General features: G+C 25.9%; 17 protein-coding genes. 3 read left to right on the top strand and 14 right to left on the bottom strand.

Going from position 1 to position 20,233, the window contains the following annotated elements:
* Positions 1-9: 9 nt before the first annotated feature.
* Positions 10-456: a GtrA family protein gene (locus tag TY07_RS14110; protein ID WP_042401382.1), complete on the bottom strand. Its 447-nt coding sequence runs from the start codon at positions 454-456 to the stop codon at positions 10-12.
* A gap of 213 nt (positions 457-669) precedes the next feature.
* Between TY07_RS14110 and TY07_RS18125 the strand changes: the two genes are divergently transcribed.
* Complete coding sequence (locus TY07_RS18125; protein ID WP_157029185.1) at positions 670-834, top strand: hypothetical protein; 165 nt, start codon at positions 670-672, stop codon at positions 832-834.
* 147 nt (positions 835-981) lie between these two features.
* On the opposite strand, the gene TY07_RS14105 is transcribed toward TY07_RS18125, so the two are convergent.
* From TY07_RS14105 to TY07_RS14060, 10 genes are all read right to left on the bottom strand, one after another.
* Positions 982-1,437, bottom strand: coding sequence for a lasso peptide biosynthesis B2 protein (locus TY07_RS14105; RefSeq protein ID WP_042401378.1), 456 nt, complete (start codon positions 1,435-1,437; stop codon positions 982-984).
* Positions 1,412-1,741, bottom strand: a complete 330-nt coding sequence (locus TY07_RS14100; protein WP_042401375.1) for a lasso peptide biosynthesis PqqD family chaperone — start codon at positions 1,739-1,741, stop codon at positions 1,412-1,414. The genes TY07_RS14105 and TY07_RS14100 overlap by 26 nt, the downstream gene beginning before the upstream one ends.
* 301 nt (positions 1,742-2,042) lie before the next feature.
* Positions 2,043-2,825, bottom strand: coding sequence for a class I SAM-dependent methyltransferase (locus tag TY07_RS14095; protein ID WP_042401372.1), 783 nt, complete (start codon positions 2,823-2,825; stop codon positions 2,043-2,045).
* An 85-nt stretch (positions 2,826-2,910) separates the two neighbouring features.
* Positions 2,911-3,156, bottom strand: coding sequence for a hypothetical protein (locus TY07_RS14090; protein WP_042401370.1), 246 nt, complete (start codon positions 3,154-3,156; stop codon positions 2,911-2,913).
* A gap of 59 nt (positions 3,157-3,215) precedes the next feature.
* Entirely contained in the window at positions 3,216-4,142 is a 927-nt protein-coding gene (locus tag TY07_RS14085) for a phosphoenolpyruvate carboxykinase (ATP) (RefSeq protein WP_042401367.1), read from the bottom strand.
* 301 nt (positions 4,143-4,443) lie between these two features.
* Positions 4,444-4,680, bottom strand: coding sequence for a hypothetical protein (locus TY07_RS14080; protein WP_042401364.1), 237 nt, complete (start codon positions 4,678-4,680; stop codon positions 4,444-4,446).
* Positions 4,681-5,060: 380 nt separating this feature from the next.
* Entirely contained in the window at positions 5,061-5,303 is a 243-nt protein-coding gene (locus TY07_RS14075) for a hypothetical protein (protein ID WP_042401361.1), read from the bottom strand.
* 299 nt (positions 5,304-5,602) lie between these two features.
* Entirely contained in the window at positions 5,603-6,823 is a 1,221-nt protein-coding gene (locus TY07_RS14070) for a nucleotidyltransferase domain-containing protein (RefSeq protein WP_078061387.1), read from the bottom strand.
* 30 nt (positions 6,824-6,853) lie between these two features.
* Positions 6,854-7,924 carry a nucleotidyltransferase family protein gene (locus TY07_RS14065; protein ID WP_042401355.1) on the bottom strand — a complete coding sequence of 357 codons (1,071 nt, stop codon included), beginning with the start codon at positions 7,922-7,924 and terminating at the stop codon, positions 6,854-6,856.
* Positions 7,925-8,256: 332 nt separating this feature from the next.
* A complete protein-coding gene (locus TY07_RS14060) occupies positions 8,257-9,117 on the bottom strand; it encodes a metallophosphoesterase (RefSeq protein ID WP_042401352.1) in 861 nt (286 codons plus the stop codon).
* Between the two features lie 233 nt (positions 9,118-9,350).
* Between TY07_RS14060 and TY07_RS14055 the strand changes: the two genes are divergently transcribed.
* The gene (locus tag TY07_RS14055; RefSeq protein WP_074431764.1) at positions 9,351-12,080 is read left to right on the top strand and encodes a hypothetical protein; all 2,730 of its coding nucleotides are present in this window, start codon (positions 9,351-9,353) and stop codon (positions 12,078-12,080) included.
* 44 nt (positions 12,081-12,124) lie between these two features.
* Here TY07_RS14055 and TY07_RS14050 read toward each other — a convergent pair whose 3' ends face one another.
* Complete coding sequence (locus TY07_RS14050; protein WP_042401350.1) at positions 12,125-13,198, bottom strand: acyltransferase family protein; 1,074 nt, start codon at positions 13,196-13,198, stop codon at positions 12,125-12,127.
* A gap of 339 nt (positions 13,199-13,537) precedes the next feature.
* Between TY07_RS14050 and TY07_RS17450 the strand changes: the two genes are divergently transcribed.
* Positions 13,538-17,389: a MucBP domain-containing protein gene (locus tag TY07_RS17450; RefSeq protein ID WP_052330744.1), complete on the top strand. Its 3,852-nt coding sequence runs from the start codon at positions 13,538-13,540 to the stop codon at positions 17,387-17,389.
* An 84-nt stretch (positions 17,390-17,473) separates the two neighbouring features.
* Here TY07_RS17450 and TY07_RS14040 read toward each other — a convergent pair whose 3' ends face one another.
* Together TY07_RS14040 and TY07_RS14035 are read right to left on the bottom strand one after the other, a co-directional pair.
* Positions 17,474-19,027 (bottom strand): lipopolysaccharide biosynthesis protein, encoded by a 1,554-nt coding sequence (locus tag TY07_RS14040; RefSeq protein ID WP_042401348.1) that lies wholly within the window; start codon positions 19,025-19,027, stop codon positions 17,474-17,476.
* 14 nt (positions 19,028-19,041) lie between these two features.
* Entirely contained in the window at positions 19,042-20,208 is a 1,167-nt protein-coding gene (locus tag TY07_RS14035) for a glycosyltransferase (protein WP_042401346.1), read from the bottom strand.
* Between the last annotated feature and the right edge of the window lie 25 nt (positions 20,209-20,233).

Raw genomic sequence — 20,233 nt, 5'->3', positions numbered from 1 at the left:
TACCTCCTTTTACTTGCTTATTGCTTTATTTACTTCAGACCTTAGTTCATCTACTCCTTTAAATATAAATACTTTACTAAATATAAAATTAATTAATGCTACTAAAACTCCTATTATTAGCTTGGCTACAATATCATTCATTAAAAGTAAATCTACAAATAAAAATAGTAATACCACTTCTGATAAGCCAGAAATCAATCTACAGTTCATAAATTTTATGAATTCTTCTATTATTACATCCTTATTTATATAAGAACTATTAAATACAAAAAATTTATTAGTTATATATGCAAATACAACAGATATTATCCAAGCAATTGCGTTGCTTATAAGATAATTTATATTTATAATATTTGAAAATAAATAATATGCTATTAAATTAACTATTGTTGTTAGTACTCCGAATATTACATATAAAATTATTTCTTTATTTATTAGCTTTTTTATATTATTCATTTTTCCTCCTTATCTATAATTGCTAAATAATTATATATCTTTTTACAATTATTTACAATTAATCAATTAGTAGTACTTCTTTTTATTAACTTTAAAACACTGATAAAGGAAAACTATTTATATATACTTATGTAACCATTATCAATGTGTTTTCATATTATTATATCAGGGAGATTGTTTGCTTTGTTAATTTATAAAGGAGGTGTTTTCATAATGATAAGTTTATTTATTAATGACCATGAAGTAATATTTGATTATTTAAATAAGGCATTCACATTTAAAATAAATAATATACCTAATGATATAAACGATATTAATTCATATATAGCTAAAGAAATTATTGCTATACAGTCAGATAATAATTTTAATAAATATTAAACTTCATTCATGTATAAAGCTGAAAATAATATATAATACAAAAAGACTATCATTAATAGAACATCATTTTTTCTATTACGATAGTCTTATAATTAAAATCTCTTTAAATTCTTATGATAACCTAGTATTTTAAAAGTAAATAATCTCCTAATTAGCAAATTTAGCTACCACAGTATATTGCTCTCTAATAGCTCCACCTGTTACATAATACTCACCACATCTAAGCCATGCATGAGCTTTCATCTCATTTCCTTCTTTCCTAACTCCTAAATAAATAGTAGTAGAAATCCCTTTAGACTTAAGCATCCTTTGTGCAGTTAAGGCTTGTACTAAGCATTTACTTTCCCAAGGAGTCTTGCTTGATATTAAAGTAACAACCCATGAAATATGACTTGCAATCTTATAAACATCCATCGTTTCTTTTGCTGCTGATTCCTCTTTATGCTTTCCCATACGTTTTCTTAACTTATTAAAAGGAACAAATAAAATAAATGCTCTATAAAATCCTGTGTAGAAAAAGGCCTTAAGAAACTCAATTTTTAATTCATTACTAATCTTAAAGAATGTTTTTGTTTTTCTAGTTAATACTGATAAGATCTGCATTATCTAATCTTCCTAAAAATTCAATTACAGTATCCTTGCAAGTCTCTTCATCAACCTCATATTCATTTCGTAAAGTACTGATTATCTCTTTAACATTTATAGGCTCACTAATGATTTCCCATATTCTGCTTCCAACTTCATTCATCATAAAGTATTCACCTTTATCAAGATTCATCATTACCTTTTCTCCATCTAAATCTGTATCATCTATTTCTAAATTTTTATTAATTACTGTTTCTAAATTTATTCCATAATCTTTTTTTACTTTTCCTATTTTCCCAGTGCTCTTCTTAAAATTAATCATAATTCTTATCCCACCCTATTCATTTTAAATTTAACAGTATTATCTTTATATAAATTTTACCAATTAATTCAAATTAGTTAAATAGCCCAAATTATTCATTAATATATTACACTTTAGTACTACTTATTTTTTATTAAGTATAATTGCAGTTATTTTATTTTTAAATTGCTACATTTTTAAATAAACTTATTGTCGCTTCATTTGTATATAAATATAAATCACTATATAAAAAATTAGCATAACAAACTTTATAAACTTATAATTAACTATTCTTTAAAATTAATTATAAATATTAATTCTCTTAATCCTCTAACTTAATAAATATACTATTTCTTGATATTGGCTTCTCAATTAGATTACTATTTCTATCAAAAATTACTGAAGCATAATCATCTTGATTATAATTACCCAATGCCTTATATTTTGAGCTTATATTTACATCCATAAAAGAATATTGACTAAAATGTATAACCATTAACCCGCCTTTTTTTAGGTAACTATCTAGCTCTATTACTTGATTTTCAAACTTTTCAAAAGGGTATATTTTCTTCAAACTTTTAACACCTTGACGCGTAATAGTATCTGGAGTCCTTTGCAATACTGCCATACAAAAAATCAAATCATATTTTCCACATTTTCTTATATCTTTTTCATTAGAATCTATAAATTTAATCTTATTATCAACTTTAAGATTCCTACATATCTGAAGACTATTCTTATTAATCTCTGCTCCTATAATATTTGCATCCTTAAAATATTTTCGCAAAGTTAGGACTTCCTCTCCTGTTGAACATCCATATGAAAGAATTTTTATATTATTTACACCCTTAAAATAATCCCTACAAGCAGAAAATATTACCGGATATCTATCCATGCATGTTAGTGGAGTTGTTTGATGAACTTTTCCCCCCTTAAAAACAGTCATACCAAATACAGCTCTAAATTCCTTATCAGTAATAATCTTTTTCACTGTATATGCACTCTTCTTTATAAAATATAAGCTTCTTACCATATACCTTATAATTAAATTTTCCGAGTTATAGTTACCTTTTATCCATTTTCTAATATCTCCATCTCTCTCCATAGTTATTGACCCCCAAACTTATATTTATCAAAAAAGTTACCTAAAATGATTGCCTCATTATAAGTAACCTTAACTAATTTATATTTTATGAAGTTGGTAATTCTAATCTTTCATGACACTTACATCTACCTTCTGGGTTTGATTTCTTATGTCTCTTATGATTACATCCTGGATAATTACACATTTTATCCTCATTATTAGGATTATTATTGCTTGGACAATCTGCTTTCATTACAGACGCTTCAATATCCATAGGACAATCCACTATATTTTCATTAGTATTTTGAAAGTTCATAGTTTCTAATTCTGGCTTTTTCCATTGTCTCTTCATTTTATTTCTCCCATAGCGTTTTTTATTTAAAATTTATAAAATCTTAAACACATATTTTCCTAAATTACTGCTTCTTCAATAGTTAATATTTTTTCTTCAATTAACGCAATTTGCTTATCAACAGTAAATTGATCTTTTGGTCTAGTTACAACATAGAAATTAATATTTTTAGCTATATTAAGACACTTTTTGAAATATTCAGGATTCACTCCTCCTAAATGCTTAATATATTCCCCTCTATATATATTATTAATTATGTTATTTATCTTTTCACTACCTTTTAGCTCTTCAATAGTTACCTCTTCAACATCACCAACAATAATCTTAATTATTGTTGTTAATTTTCTTGGTTCATAAATAAATTCCTCTTTAGCAGGAACTATATATTTAACTTCTTTATCACTCATAAATGAAGTATTCTTTTCTTTATCATATCCAAACTTGTCCATAGCTGATTCACATAACTTTTGATAAGGGAATCCTGGCATTACATATGGAACCTTATCAAACATTATTCCTGCAACATCATCTGATATAAACTTGTACCCTTTTTCTCTTAACGCTGTAGTTAATGTAGATTTACCGGCCCCTCTATCCCCTGTAAATATAACAGCATTATTGTCCATTTCAATAACGCCACCATGTATAGCTACCATGTCTCTTTGTAGCATTATAAAACCTAAGCAACTACACATTATATATATTTTCATAAGTTGCATATTCGCATTTTCAAATACTTCTACTTCTACTTTATTTCCGTTTGTTATACAGTATGTTGCTATATTATCTATATGAAACCATATTTTTTCTTTTTGTAATTGAATTTTTTTTCCTTCTGAAACACTTTTCTTAATTTCATCATCCATCACTGAATAAGATATTGTTACTATTTCATCTTCTGGAATAGCATTTAAATTTTCAAACTCGTCAATTTTTATCTCTGATTTTATATTTAGTCCATAAACTTTATAATTATTTAATAGCATTCTCTTATACCCACTCTCATAATTTTGATAATTATTAAGTTTATTATACTATTATATTTTTTGGTAATAAATTACACTTTAGTACTATTGTAAATAATTATTTAAGGTACTACTTAAGTTGAATTTCTTTATATTAAATTAACTTAGTACATCAAAATATAATTAGTAAGATATGTATTAATTTTTTCTATATATCCATCATGAACAAAATAAATATTTCCATAAATACTGTTTAATATTCTAAACATAATAATAAAGAGAATTTTATAAAATTCTCTTTATTATTATACATCATATTACTTTATGACTTTGGTACGGTATCATCATTATCTCCATTTCCATTACAACATCCTTTATGAATCTCCCATGCAATGTGTGATCCAAATTTATGCCCAAAATCTTTACCACACTTTGGACATATATGATCATGAGGCCAAATGCATTTTTCTCCTCCATTTTCTGTTTCACAATCTAATTCTTCTCTAGTTTGATTCACTTGTAAATTCACTAATTCTGGATTCAACCATTCTCTTCTCATTGATTTTCCCCCTTTTTTACTATTTTAATAGTGATACACAATTATATCACCCTTATAATTTTATATCATTTTTACATTTTATGTAAATTACTCAATATGACTATATTTATTCATTAAATAATTAGTTCCTATTAATTACTATTTCTGTTGCTATTTCTTAAATAACTCTATATATTATTTATAATTTTTTCATTTCAGCGTAATTCCAAAAAAGGATATTATATATTTGATATATCAAATATATAATATCCTAATTAATTATTTACATAATATCTATTCTAAGATAATTGTTTTTCCAGTGTTCAGTTCCATTTATATATTTTAATTCCAAAATGAATCTGCATATGGCTTTAAACTATCCTTATTGTAAATATTTTTTATTAACTTAATGAAGGTCTGTATTCATAGAAAAATCCATCTGGTGGACAATTATCATGCTCAGCATAAAATGCTTCTAATTCAGCCAAATTATTAACTAATTTTGAAACCGGATGGCCTGAAACTGGTTCATGACAAGTTATCACTCCTGGATAAGACACTGGTATTGGTCTTCCACTTGCATCTGCCTTTGTTTGTTTTACATTTAATTCATTTAATTGTGGTTTTCTCCATTCTTTTTTCATTATTATTCACCTCTTCATAAAATTTATTATCTATACTTAACTATAAATAATATTCATTGAAATAAAACCCCTTACCTTTTATTCAAATTTTACCTTATTTTACTTTTATTTACAATTATTCATTTTAATGATTCCCTCTACTACTTTTTAATTATAGCTAAAAATATCATAATATAATTATATCTACACAATATTTCTACTCGTTAAACATAACTCTATAATAAGAACTTATTTATATTCATTATAAATATATACAAAAAAAGCTATTGTAAAACACAATAGCCAAAACAAAACACTTACTATAACTCCATCCACTTCATAATAGGACTTCTTTCCTTAATAACAGAGATACCTTTGATACAAAAATTAGCCTTATCAGATGTCTTAATATCCTTATTAAATGCCCACTTACCTAATCTATGAATATAAGCTGCAGGAATAAGAACCCTATACTTATTAGCATAAGGATAACTAATCACCAAATCTTTAACCCTAGGAAAAAACACTCTAAAATACTTAGCAAAATCACTCTTCTCATTTTCTTTATCAGAGTCAAATGCCCTTGATCTTGCAATATCCTCACCTTCTTTGCTTTTTCCAAACACCCCATGATTCATAACATCTGCCAATAGCATGTCTAAGTATTTTTTATCAATATACTTTTCATTATCCATTTCAACTTTAATCTTCATACCCAAATATTCACTACAAATATAAAGTATAATTCTAACAGCTTTTTCAACATTGTATTGACTTATCTTACTCCAAAAACTATCCCAATTAATTTCATCTTCCTTTTGTTCAAATAAAACAACCAAATCACAAAACATTCTAATCCCGCATCCCTTATTTGCTAAATGTTTAATCAAATGAACGCAAAGATGCACTGCTAAATCTTCATAATTTAAAGATAATGCTTTAGACTCACCAACATTAACCTCTATTAAATCATCCCATATTTCATTTTCAAAATTCTCTCCTCCATTTATCCTTCCTGGATTAATTAACTTCCAATGAAGTTCAATAACTGAGTTTCCTTTAATATAACATATATCAGCATGAGTTCTAACCTTTTCAACATACCCTAAACTAGTAATTAAATTAATAGCCGCATCAAGATCCTGTTCTTGAACTACAATGTCAGCATCACTCATAGTTCTAAATTCTGGTCTTGGATAAAAATTTCTTACTACTAATCCTTTCAAAACTACAGTCTTTATATCATTCTCTTTAAATTCAGATAATATTTCAGTAATATTTTTCACATGCCTCATTTGATGTGATGATCTTAAAAATGTTAGTTTCTTCAACTTATCTAAAATATCTGAAGGAATCAATGAAAGTGATTTTGTGCCACTAAGCGCATAATATACTAAAGCTGTTACATTATGTTCCTCAGATAACATAATCATTTCATTAAAATCTATTTTTTCTACATCCTCACATTCACTTAGTTCAAACTTTTTTTTATGAATAGATGAAGATAATATTTTCATCATAATCTCCTGTGTATAATTCATAGCTAATAGTCCCCCACCCCATATAATAATTTACAATCCTAACTCCCTTAATAATTCATCCCTATAATTTTCGCTTTTACTATCACCTTTATTAGAAATCAAATTTTTAAAAACTTCTCTTATTACATTAACAGTCTTATTTAATATGTTAATTTGTACTCTATCATTAGCAAAATCATTATCAACAAATTCATTTTTTAATTCATTTATTAATAACTCTATATATCTATCTTCTATTTTTTCTTGCTTGTTTACTAAATTTGGTATAGTCATATTAAATACTCTATTTCCTACTGTAAATATAGCTATAACAAATCTATAAATTCCACACTTTTTTGATTTATTTAAAAAGCTTTTCCAATCAATTTTAGATTCACATTTTTCAACTAATAATACTAAATCTAGTATCTCCCTTAAATCCAATTCATCATGATAAACCTGATCTGATATATCTAAACATAAATTAATTAATGTATCTTCTAAAGAAGTTACTAAAATATTAATATTTTCGAATTCCATTTCTATAGACTCTTTTAATAACCCTTCTTTAAATGATAATTTTTTCATCTCAATAAACGAATCATTAATTAATGTCCATCTAACCCTAACTGTAATATTTTTATTTACAAATATTACATCATTCTTATTTACTTCTTGCGGAAACCTTACATATCCTAATGATTTAAAAAGATTGTCCACATTATTTAGGTCATTTTCGCTAATCAATATATCTACATTCTCTATACTTCTAGTTTCATGCCTTAAATATAATTCTCTACTAATTAAACTTCCTGTAAGCATAAATTTAATATTTGTTTTTTTAAGTTCATTTACTACAAGCATATACTTTTTTAAGTTCTTTTTATTTTCCTTTTCTATAATTACACTTTTATTTTTAAATTCATTTATAATAGTTTTATCAATAGTACTTAAAATTTTACTATTACTTACTTCCCTAAATATTATAGGTAATAAACCTTTCTTTTCAGCACTTTCAAATAACTCTCTCCACTCTACCTCTTTATATTTACTTGGATCAAGATTATGAGTGTAAATTATATCATTTAATATACTAATCACTTGATCATTAATCTTACACATTTTTCTCCCCCATTAACATAAAAATCTCTTTCCCATAATTTTAAATTTCTGATCCACAATTACTTCATCTTCCTCTATCTCAAGCTTATTATACCATTTTAATTTATTTTTGTATATTTAATACATTTTTTTACTTAAATACGTTATTTTTTTGTAATTTATTACATTAAATATGGATTGTAGAAGCTTATTTATAGTATAATACTTAGCTCTTAAAAAATATTTTATTTAACTATATCCATTATCTTAAATATTGCTATTACCCTATTAACAATCAACAATATACACCTATGCCTAAAGTTAAGTTAAATACTAAAACCATAATACTCACTTTACTTACTTTTTAAAGTTATAACTGATATTTCAGGTTTATTAAAAACTCGCAATCCACTTGATGATGCACCTATCCCCCTATTAACTATCATAGTTGTATTACCTACCTTAAACTCACCTGCATCATACTTAGGAAAATAATCTTTCTCTGGAGATGCTATTCCTACTCCTATAATAGGTATTCTAATAATTCCCCCATGCATATGACCTGATAATACTAAGTCAGCTCCCCACCGACTATAATCATCAATAAATAATGGATTATGTGCTAACAATATATTAAACTTATTTTTATCCACTTCATCTAATTTATCATTAATATATTTATCATCTAATTGCCCTGATGAAACATATAATCCAGTTGGGCCATCTAATGGAATATCTATTTCATATAAATTAATTGACTCATCATCTTTAATTAATTCTATATAATTATTTTTTAAAACACCTACTCCTAAACTTTTAATATCATTTATAAAGTTTTCGTACTCTTTAGGTTTTAATATCTCTGATAATTCTTCATGATTTCCATTAATATAGTATGTAGGATATTTAGGTGCTAGATTATTAATTAACTTTTCTAATTCTTCTATATTTTCAACATCCCAGCTTATCATATCCCCTGTCATAACAATTATATCTGGATTAATTTTTTCAATTTCATTTATTATTATTCCTGTGGTATCCTTATATCCTTTACTATGAAAATCAGATAATTGAACAATTGTGTAATCATCAAACAGCTTAGATATCTTATCACTTTTTACTGTATATCTGGTTATATCAACCTTTTTGCTTAAATATGTATATAAAAAAACTACTAATAAAATCAAAAAAATTATTATTTTTTTATTTTTCATGTTTTCTCCTTACATATCTTAATCCCTAAAATTGTAACATATATATCCTTAGGCTTATATAACACCTTATTATTACTCATAATTACTAATTCATATTTATAAATTTATTATGAGCATTAAGAAATTTATCACTGTAACCCTCTTTATTTTTACATTTTTTTCATATATATCATGTTATGATAGCTTTATATCTAGAATAATATTGATTTATTAAGCATAAAAAGGAGGCTAATATGAAAAATAACTTACCTAAAAAATATAAATTCCTTATCTTATCTATAATTTCACTAATAGTAATTCTATTAATATCATGTATATTACTATTTGAAACTCTCGTTCCAACAATAACAACTAAACTTTCCTCTTCAGAAGTGCTTTCTACTAACGATATAAATATAAATGAAGTTCCCTATATCTCAACATACTATATTGAGCCAAAAGTTTCTCCCAATGAAGATATAATAATAGATTACTATGTAACTGACTATTATCATAAGGAATATACAGAAGAAGATACTTCTGAAACATTCACTATTACAGTTAAAATTGATGGCCAAACAGATATCGTTAAAAAGAATGTAAAATCTGGAGATAATTCTATTAATATAGGGAAATTCAAAACTACTGGTGAGCAAAAATTTTCTATAATAGCAACTGATCAATATGGTCGTAACTCTCATGAACTTTTTAATTTTTTTCTTGTTGAAGATTCTGATCAAAAAGAAAAAAACTCTAAAGAGTATGTTATGACAAAAGATGACTTAATTAAATATAATATAAAAAATACTGATACTTATGAAAATAAATACATTGCTACTTTAAATCTAGAAGAACCTACTTCTGAAACTGTCAAAGCGGAACTTGAAAAAATTGCTGAAACTATTATTCCTAATTCAAATACTTATACTTGCATAATTGCAGATACTGTTGGCAACGGTGAACCTGGTAATTTGTGGGGTGAAACTATTGTTAAGTATGCTGATGATTATAATAAAGACACTGTAATGCAAGAAGCTGCTAACACAAGAGCTGGACTTCAACAATTACTTGATGATATAAGTTTCCAAGGGTATACTTCTATCAAATTATTACCTGGAACTTATAGAATAGATCATGAAGAAACTATTTTTATTCCTTCTAACTTTACCTTAGATATGAATGGTGCAACTATTAAATTAAATCAATTTACTGGTGATAGTGCCTTAATGATAACACTTAATAATACCTATGACTCGCATGTTATTAACGGAACTATTGAAGGAGATTATTATAGTCATGATTATGCTAATTCCCCTAATAATTCTGAATGGGTAATGGGTATAAGCATAGGTGGTGAATCCAAATATAGCTCTTTTGAAAATTTAACTGTAAAAGATATTACTGGATATGGTGGTGGTAATGGTATTGCTAAATCTAGAGATGAAAGCTTTGGATATACTTATACTAATCCAACTGCAATTGGTGATACTTTTAAACTTGGTGATATTGATAGTGAAACTGGCGAATTTATTGAATCTACTAATAGAACCACTTCTGATTTTATAGATATTGCTGGATATGATGGAATTGGTTACTTATCTATTAGTAGGTATTTAGGCTATCAAGGTAACTCATGCAATACTTGGAATATGATTGCTCATTTTTATGATGGTGAGCAAAATTATATATCATCTATTGATGGATATTTTTATAGAAGAATTGGTGTACCTGATGGTGCTAAGTATATGAAAGTTACTATCTTAGAAGAAAGCTACCCTACTGATTTATCGGTACAGTATTTTAGAGTTCCTACTCACTGTGCATTTAAAAATATTAAATTTGAAAATAATAGATGCGTTGGATTAGCTCAAGCTGCTATGAAAGATATGCTTGTTGAAAATTGCGAGTTTACTCGATGCGGACAATCCTCAGCTAAATGTGCATATGATGCTGAAGATGGATGGGATCAAATGCAAGATGTTACATTTAGAAACCTCAATTTTCATGACAATCCTAATAATGATTTCTTAACTTGTGCAGGACATAATTTTGTTATTGAAAATATGAAAGCTGGCAAAGTTTATTTCTGGGAACGTACAAATTCTTATGTTGTTAGAAACTCGAATAACATTTCGAACGCTAATTTAGGACATACAAGTAGGCAGCGCACTGGCTATGTTAGATTTTATGATAATACCGTTAATGGTAATATAAGTATTGGTGCTGCTGAGGATAATGATGATTGGCCTCTTACTATTAAGGATTGTAATATTAATGGCCGTGCTGAAAATGTCCTTAATAAAGGATTATTTTTAAGATGTACTATCAGCTCTGCTACTGATAATAATTCTAATAGTAATTGGAATACTGCCTTAGGTAATGGTAATTTTAAATATTGCACTATCAAAGATAAAACCGGTGAAAATATTGGTGGTACTTACGAAAATTGTACTTTCGAAAATATCAGTGGTAATATTCATGGTACATTTGATATAAGTGATAGTACTATTTCTAATTGGAATGTTTATGTAGGTGGATACGAACCTAATTATTCTTTTAAAAATAGCAAACTCACCAACTTTTCTATAACCTTTGGATACTGGTGTCAAGGTGCTGAAACATTGTTTGATAATTGTACTATTAATAATGAGGATTTTTTATTAAAATTACCCCATTATAGTATGAAAAAACCTATAAGTATTATTAATTCTTCTTTTACTTCTGATGGTAATGATGGAATGGTGTTTTATTATGATGATAGAACTGGTGGCTCTGCTGGTGAGTTAGTTAATCAAGATATGCTTACTATTAAAAACAATAAAATCAAGCTTGATAATTCTGATTATGTTGTTAGTGGAATTGGTAAAGATACTATTAATAATATTAATATTACCTTTGATAATAATACATTGTTATCTAATAATTTAAGTCTTTATGATAAATCGTGCAAGGAAAGTAGCAATATAAAAATTTTAGATAATTAATAAAAACCACAGGCATCTTTGTATAGAAGTCTGTGGTTTATTTATTAATTTGAATTTACATAGTTTATATTTTTTAAATTTAAATTATTAATTAATTTTATAATTAACTTATATACAAAATTGACAACATATGAACTTGCTATACATAATACTAATAACCATACAAATATTAATACACTATACTTTGCCCCATAAACTAAGTCTTTAAAGTAAATCATATAAAAAAACATATGAATAAGCCACATATTAGTAGAATGATTTCCTAAATAGTCTAACAAATTATTTCCCCATTTAGGCTTATCTATAATATTGAATGCACATATAAAAATCACCCCTGTAAATACAGCTACAAATAAAGTTTCTATAATACCATGTGCTATAATCATTACTATTATTGTAAACACACCTAACAAATTTTTACATTTCAACTTATAAGATATATTATATATTTTACTATATATATTTTCCTTAAAAAAAACTGCGCCTATTATAAATGGGAATTGTGATGTTCCCCAAAGTGCTACCTGTCTTACACTCCAACTAAACATCCAATTTTCAAAAACTAATATTCCCTTAATTCTCTGAATATAAGATATAATATAAAATCCAAAAGATATTACTATAACTAATAAACTGTTATGCTTAATTATAGCCTTATTTATTATGGAAGACGATAGCACTAAAAATATATATGTTGTAAAAAACCACCAAGCCCCATTATAAGCTGGATCTATTCCTGTAAATGTTAATATAAAATCTTTTAAGCTACCTGGATAACTATTAGCTTTTCCTAATAGTGGCCCTAAAATAACTACAAAAATAATTAATATTATCCAATAATTAATATATAATTTCCCTATTCTAATTAAATTATTTTTAAAATAGCATTCTCTATCTTTTTTATAACTTATTAATAAACCATATCCACTACAAAAACAATAAATTGCAACACAACAATCCCCAAATAAAGCTAAATAATAAACTAATGGTATACCCTTTATAAATAATATAGGTGTATATAAATCTTGATAATTTTTTGTACAAAATAAATGAAGAAGTAGCATAAATAATATCGCTATTCCTTTTGTAATTTTTATCTGTTGCTTAGTTAATTCCATATCCCTCTCATCTCCCCTTATTATTCCAAATAATTATCTCATATTTCTGTAATATTTTAAAATAGTTTTTTTGGAAAATTTATACACAATTATATTCATGTAAACCCTATAAATACTTTTTAAATTAATATAAAAAATAATTACATTTTTGATAAATTGCAATTTTACATAACAAAAATAAAGAAAATTATTAAATATCAATTTATTTGTAAATTTAAAACTATAATTGTCATACATTAAACTAAAAACAAATTTTTAATAATAAAAAATCATTTAATCTTTATATTTTTAAAAATAGATTTATGTATTTTTTTAAATAAATAAGAAAGGAGTATAAAAATGAATTCAATATATAAAGTTTCTAGTTCCTTTACTTTAATAATGAGTAAGCCTAACTTTTTTTCTCAAATTTTAGGAATGCTAACACGCGGAACACAAATCGAAGTAAGTAGTTTTTCAGGTAACTGGGCTTGTTTTAGCTACAATGCTACCACTGCTTATGTTAGAAAAAATTCTTTAAAATTTATAAACAATACCCCTACTATAAAAAATGGCTCAGTGACAATAAAATATTTAGATTCAGAAACAAATAGTGATGTTTATGCTTCTCAAACTATAGATAATCTGTCTTTAGGAACTTACTCTTATGAGTCCCAAGATATTTCTGGTTATAAATTAACTACTAATTCACCTCAATCCATTACCTTAACTGAAAGTAGTCCAAATGCAACTATAACTTTCTATTATACTAAAATATTATGTAGCATAACTATTCGTTATGTTGATGAAAATACTAAAAATGATATATCCAATTCGCAAGTTATTAATAATCTTAGCCTAGGAACCTACACTTATAGCTATATTGAAGTATCTGGATATAAACTTGATGACACAGAAACAAAAACAATAACATTTACAGAGAACTATACAGATATAACAATCAGCTTTAAATACAAAGAAATACTAGGTAGTATTGTAATTAACTATATTGATAATTCTTCTTCTACTGCTTTACTTGAACCAGAAACAATAAGCAATTTAAAACTTGGAAATTACACCTATAGTTCTAAATCTATTTCTGGCTATTCTATTTTAGACCCTCCTACTCAAACTATTACAATTACAGCAGAAACCCCTAATGTTGAAATAACCTTTAAATATAATAAACTTTATGGAAGTATAACTTTACAATATGTTGATAATGACTCTAATACTAAACTAATTGATGATGAAAAATATACTAACTTAGAATTTGGTAGTTACACTTATTCTGCTAAATCATTTAGTAACTATAAATTAATTGGTAGTCAAACTCAAACTATTACTATTAATGATACTAATCTTAATGCAACTATAGTATTTTCTTACTCTAAAGTTCTTGGAAGCATTACTATTAAATATCTTGAAAAAGATACTTTAGTAGAATTATCATCTGAAACAGTTCTTAACAATATAGAACTTGGATCTTACTCATTTGATGCCCTTAGTATAGATGGATATTCTATTACTGGTTCTTCATCTCAAACTGTTGATTTAAGTAAAGATAATCTTAATGTAACTATAGTTTTTGAATATGAAAAAATCGAAATTCAAATTCCTTCAGATTTAAACTTGAATGAGGTCCCTTATATTTCAACTTACTATATTAAACCTATAGTTAAACCTGGCGAAGAAGTATTTATTGATTACTATATTACCGATTATTATTATAAAGAATATATGGAAAAATATAATTTAAAGGAAGATAACTGGGATGATGATACCTGGACAGAAGAAGTTTGGAATAATGAAATTTTTACAGTTACAGTTAGGATTGAAGGCCAAAAAGATAAAGTTTATCCTAATTTAAAAGCTGGTGATCATCAAGTAAGCTTAGGAAGCTTTTCTACCGAAGGTGAACAAAAATTTTCTATTCTTTGTACTGATAAATATGGTAGGAATTCTCATGAACTATTTAATTTCTTCTTAGTTCAAGGTGATGTTGAAGTTAAGGAATACGTTATGACTGATGAAGATTTAGTAACTTATAATATTAAGAATACTGATAATTATGAAGCTAAGAAAATTATTGACTTATCTTCATTAACAACTAAAAATAGTACTACAGTTAAAGCTGCTTTAGTTGAAGCTGCTACAAATATCATTCCACAATCTAAAACCTATGTTTGTGTAATTGCTGATACTGATGGAGATGGTAATCCTAATAACTGGTGGGGTGAAAATCAAGTAGTTTATGCTAGTGACTATGATAAAGATAAGGTATTAGAAGAATCAACTAATACTAGAAAAGGCCTTCAACAACTTTTAGATGATAAAAAAGCTGCAGGATATAATAAATTAACATTATTACTGGGAACTTATAGGATTGATCATCAAAAACAAATTTATATTCCAACTAATTTTACTTTGAATATGAATGGAGCTACCTTAAAACAAAATCAATTTACTGGCGCTAGCTCATTAATGATTGAAATCAATAACACTATTAATTCTCACGTAATTAATGGCATTATTGAAGGCGATTATTTCAGTCATGATTATGCTAATTCTACAAATAATTCTGAATGGGTCAATGGAGTTAGTATAGGTGGTGAATCTAAGTACAGTTCTTTTGAAAATTTAAGTATAAAAAATATTACTGGATATGGGTCTACTAATGGATTATCAAATTCTAGGGATGGTTCTCTAAGTTACACTTATATTTATCCTAAGGGAATAGGTAATAACTTCAAAATTGGTGACATTGATAGAAATACTGGATTAGACTTAGAGTCTACAACAAGAACTACAAGTGATTATATAGATATTTCTGGATATTACGATGTTGGTTATATATCTATAAGTGTTTATTTAGGTTATCAAGGAAACCCTTGTGGAACTTGGAATTTAATTTGTCATTTCTATGATGAAAATAAAAAATCCCTTAAATCAATAGACTCTTATCAATATAGAAGAATTTCAGTACCTTTAAATGCAAAATATATGAGAATTACAATTTTGAATGAATCCTATCCTACTAATTTGTCTATTCAATATTTTAGAATTCCAACTCATTGCTCATTCAAAAATGTAAAATATGAAAATTGTAGATGTGTTGGTATGGCACCTGCTGCAATGAAAGATATGCTAGTAGAAAATTGTGAATTTACTAATTGCGGTCAATCTGGAGCTAAATGTGCTCTTGATGCTGAAGATGGGTGGGATTCAATGCAAGATGTTACTTTTAAATCATTAAAATTTAATGCAAATCCTAATAATTATTTTTTGACTTGTGCTGGTCATAACTTTATAATTGATGGACAACAAAATGGTAAAGCTTATATCTGGGAACGTACTAGAAGCCTTATAATTAAAAATTGTAAGAATATTGATTTAACTTTACAAGGTGGTGGAAAAGATAATATTGTTCGTCATGGAGTTTATAGAGTTTTCAATAATAACTTTAATAGTGCTACTACAGTAAATAATTTATCAAAGTATAATACTTCCTCTACCTATATTAGTGGCTTAGTTTCACATTCAACCTTATCAATCTTGAGTAGTGAAAGTATATATACTGATTGTATAGTTAGTGTTTCAAGTAAAAACTTAGGGTATTTAAGTTCTATTGCTATGACTAATTGTATATTTACCCCTATTTCTACTTTTTCAGATAGGTATTCGCTTCAATTTAATGGTGGTCATTTAAATAATTATTCATTCAACAATTGTAAGTTTAATGGTAAGTGCCAATTATCAAATAATAATGGTTTTTATAGTGCTACTTTTTCAAACTGCTCATTTAATGATGTATTCATTATACCAAGTGTTTTATCTAATTCTGATGACTTAATTTTATTTGAAAATTGCAATATAAATTATACTGAATCTAATTTTATTTATTATTCTCCAGCTGCATATACTAAAGGGACTTATAGCCAAATAAAATTTGACTCTTGTACAATAACAAATTCCAATAGTAAATCTACAGTTTTTATTTATGCTTATGCAAAGCCAAATGGTTATTGTTACTTTAATAATTGCACTATCATACTTCCATCAACAATAACAATATTTGATGGATATCCAACAAATATATCTTATATAGAAAATTACACTATTAATTTTGAAAATTCTTCTTTACTTTCAGATATTAAATTAATAAGTGATAATTATAAATCAAACTCAAATATAAAAATTAATATTATTTAAAATATAAAAAGGAGGCAATATGCCTCCATACATATAATCTATTCTAATAGTAATAGCAATTTTAACTTAACACTAAATGATCCATTAATTACTTTGAATTTTTAACTTATTAACAATAAAATATTTAATTCTAGTTATTATAGGTAAGCTAGTATTATAAATATATCTAAATTCATCTGTCTTAAATGTTGATAAGATCATTACTATATTAGGTATTATAAGACACACTAGTAATCTACCTATCAAATTTAAAACTGTATATGACTCAAATACTACTTCCCCTATTACCCAACATACTAAACCACATATCATAACTGCAAATAATTTCAAAAAGATATCTATAAAATATTCTAAAAGATTCTTTTTAAATATATACTTATATACTAACATTGGTTTAATCCAAAAACTCAACAATAAAGTACTAACTATTGTACCTATAAATATTCCTGATAGCCCTAAATACTTAACTAAAATAATTGATAAAATAAGATTAACTATTGCTGCTATTATTGATATATATCTATCTGGCTTATATAATCCAGCCGCACTCTTTATAGAATCTATCGGTGCCATAAGTCCTCCTATAAGAAAATTTAATACGATTAATATTAATACTCCTTTTCCCATTATATATTCTTCCCCTAACCATAGAGCTATAAATGGTTCTGACAAACAAAATAAACATATTGAGCTAAATCCATATAACCAAAAATTTATAAATGAGCTAATCTTATAAACCTCATATACCTTTTCTTTAGATTCTTTAGCCATTAAATTACCTATACTTGCTGAAATACTTGATATAAATACACCCACAAATCCTGATACTGAAGATGTTAAAGTAGTATAATTAGAATATAGACCAACTGTTTTTACACTTATCATTGATGATATAACCAAATTATCTGATGATACTGAAAGTATATATCCTATCTTTCCAAAAAAAAGCGATTTTATATTTGTATATAATGACTCTCTAGTTTTATCATCTAATTTTTCCTTTGATTTTTCTTTTAAATATGGATATCTTTTATCCATCATTCTTGAGAAAATAATATTCTTAATTAATGTAGAGCCTATATCTATACTTAAAAATAAAATGTAATTCTCAGTTAAATATAATATAAATACTTTAATAATTAATACTAATATTTGTGTAACAGTATTAAATATTGTTGATAAATACTTATTTTGATCTGCATTGTTCATTGATACCTTATAAGAATATAAATACGAAGCTACAGAACTAAATAAAAACATTAGATAAATTATTGATGCATTTTCTACCGTATTATCTTTCATAAAGAAATCTAAAAATGGTAAAATGCTTAATCCAAGTATTGCTGTAAACATAGCTAATAATCTATATGTATTTTTATAAAAATTCATTAAAGCTCTAATTCTAGTAATATCATTATCTGCTAACGGTTTATATAATGCATAAACCATCGCACTCCCAACTCCTGATTCTGCTAATGATAAAATAGTTAATATATTATTCATTAATCCATTTATACCCAAATACTCAACACCAATGCTATCAATCATTACCCTTCTTGATACAAATCCTAATAATATTATTATAAATTGACTAATCAATGCTGTTGCCATATTAATAGCAGATTTTTTTGTCCTCATAAAAATTTCTCCTCTTATTCCATAAGCGTATATAGTTTTTCCATTTCTAAATTATTAATATCTCTATATTTATTTAGATTTAAAATGAACTTATCTCTAAGCTCATCATCTTCTATTATTTTAATTATACTCTCTTCTATTTCTCTTTCATCAAACCTTACTATTAATCCAGTTTCATTATTTTTTATTTGTTCGACCGCTCCAACAAAATCTGTAGTAACTATTGGCTTATTAAATCTTTTTGCCTCTGCTAATGTTAAGCAATAACCTTCATGTCGTGATGGTTGCACATATATATCACATTCTTTAAAATAAGGATATGGATTATTTTTTGTTCCTACTAATATTAATCTCTCTTCTAATCCTAATACTTTTATTTCATTTATTATATTTTCTCTTTCTTCACCATCTCCAACAACATACCATCGAATATTAAATCTATTTTCTAAGATAGTATATATAATTTTAGGTATTATATCAGTTCCCTTTTGTTTAGTTAATCTTCCAACAGTTAAAATTCTTATACCATCAAAATTATCTTCAAATGCTTTATATTCATCTGCTAAATTATATATTTGCTCATTATTTATAATATTATAAATAACATCTGTTTTATTTTTCATTTTATGATACTGATTATCAAACTTATCTTTTCCATACTTAGAAACACAATAAATTTTTTCAAACTTCTCATAATAATCTATATAATTTTCTAATTCATTTTTATATACTTCTACATCTGAATGAATCCATGCAACCTTTTTTTTAGCATTTAAATGTTCTGAAACATATATAACCGGAAAAGATGCTGGTGTATGATATGCTATAGCTAAATCAAATTTTTCTGTTTGCTTCGGTAAAATCTTAGATAAATATCGCTCTTGCTCATATCCTTTTTTGGCTTTAATAGCTAATGCTGTATATAGTGGTATTTTAATAGCTCCAATTATATCTGCCCTTTTTAATTTCCCAATAATTTTTTCTTTAATACTCTTTTCTTCACCATATAAACATTTTATCTTCACCTGCTTAGGTATATATTCTTCAAACTCTCCTCCTCTTGCCATAACAAAAAGAGTGATATCAAATTTATCTTTTAGCATTATTTCCAACATTGAAATTAATGCTTTTTCTATTCCACCTGTTATCATTTTTCTAGTAACTATAGCTATTTTTTTCATATATTACCCCCAAATTAAAATTAAC

This window comes from Clostridium saudiense, assembly GCF_000577815.1.
Taxonomy (GTDB): Bacteria; Bacillota; Clostridia; order Clostridiales; family Clostridiaceae; genus Clostridium; species Clostridium saudiense.
Note: the sequence above shows the minus strand (reverse complement) of the source record. Positions and strands in the feature narration are given on the sequence as shown.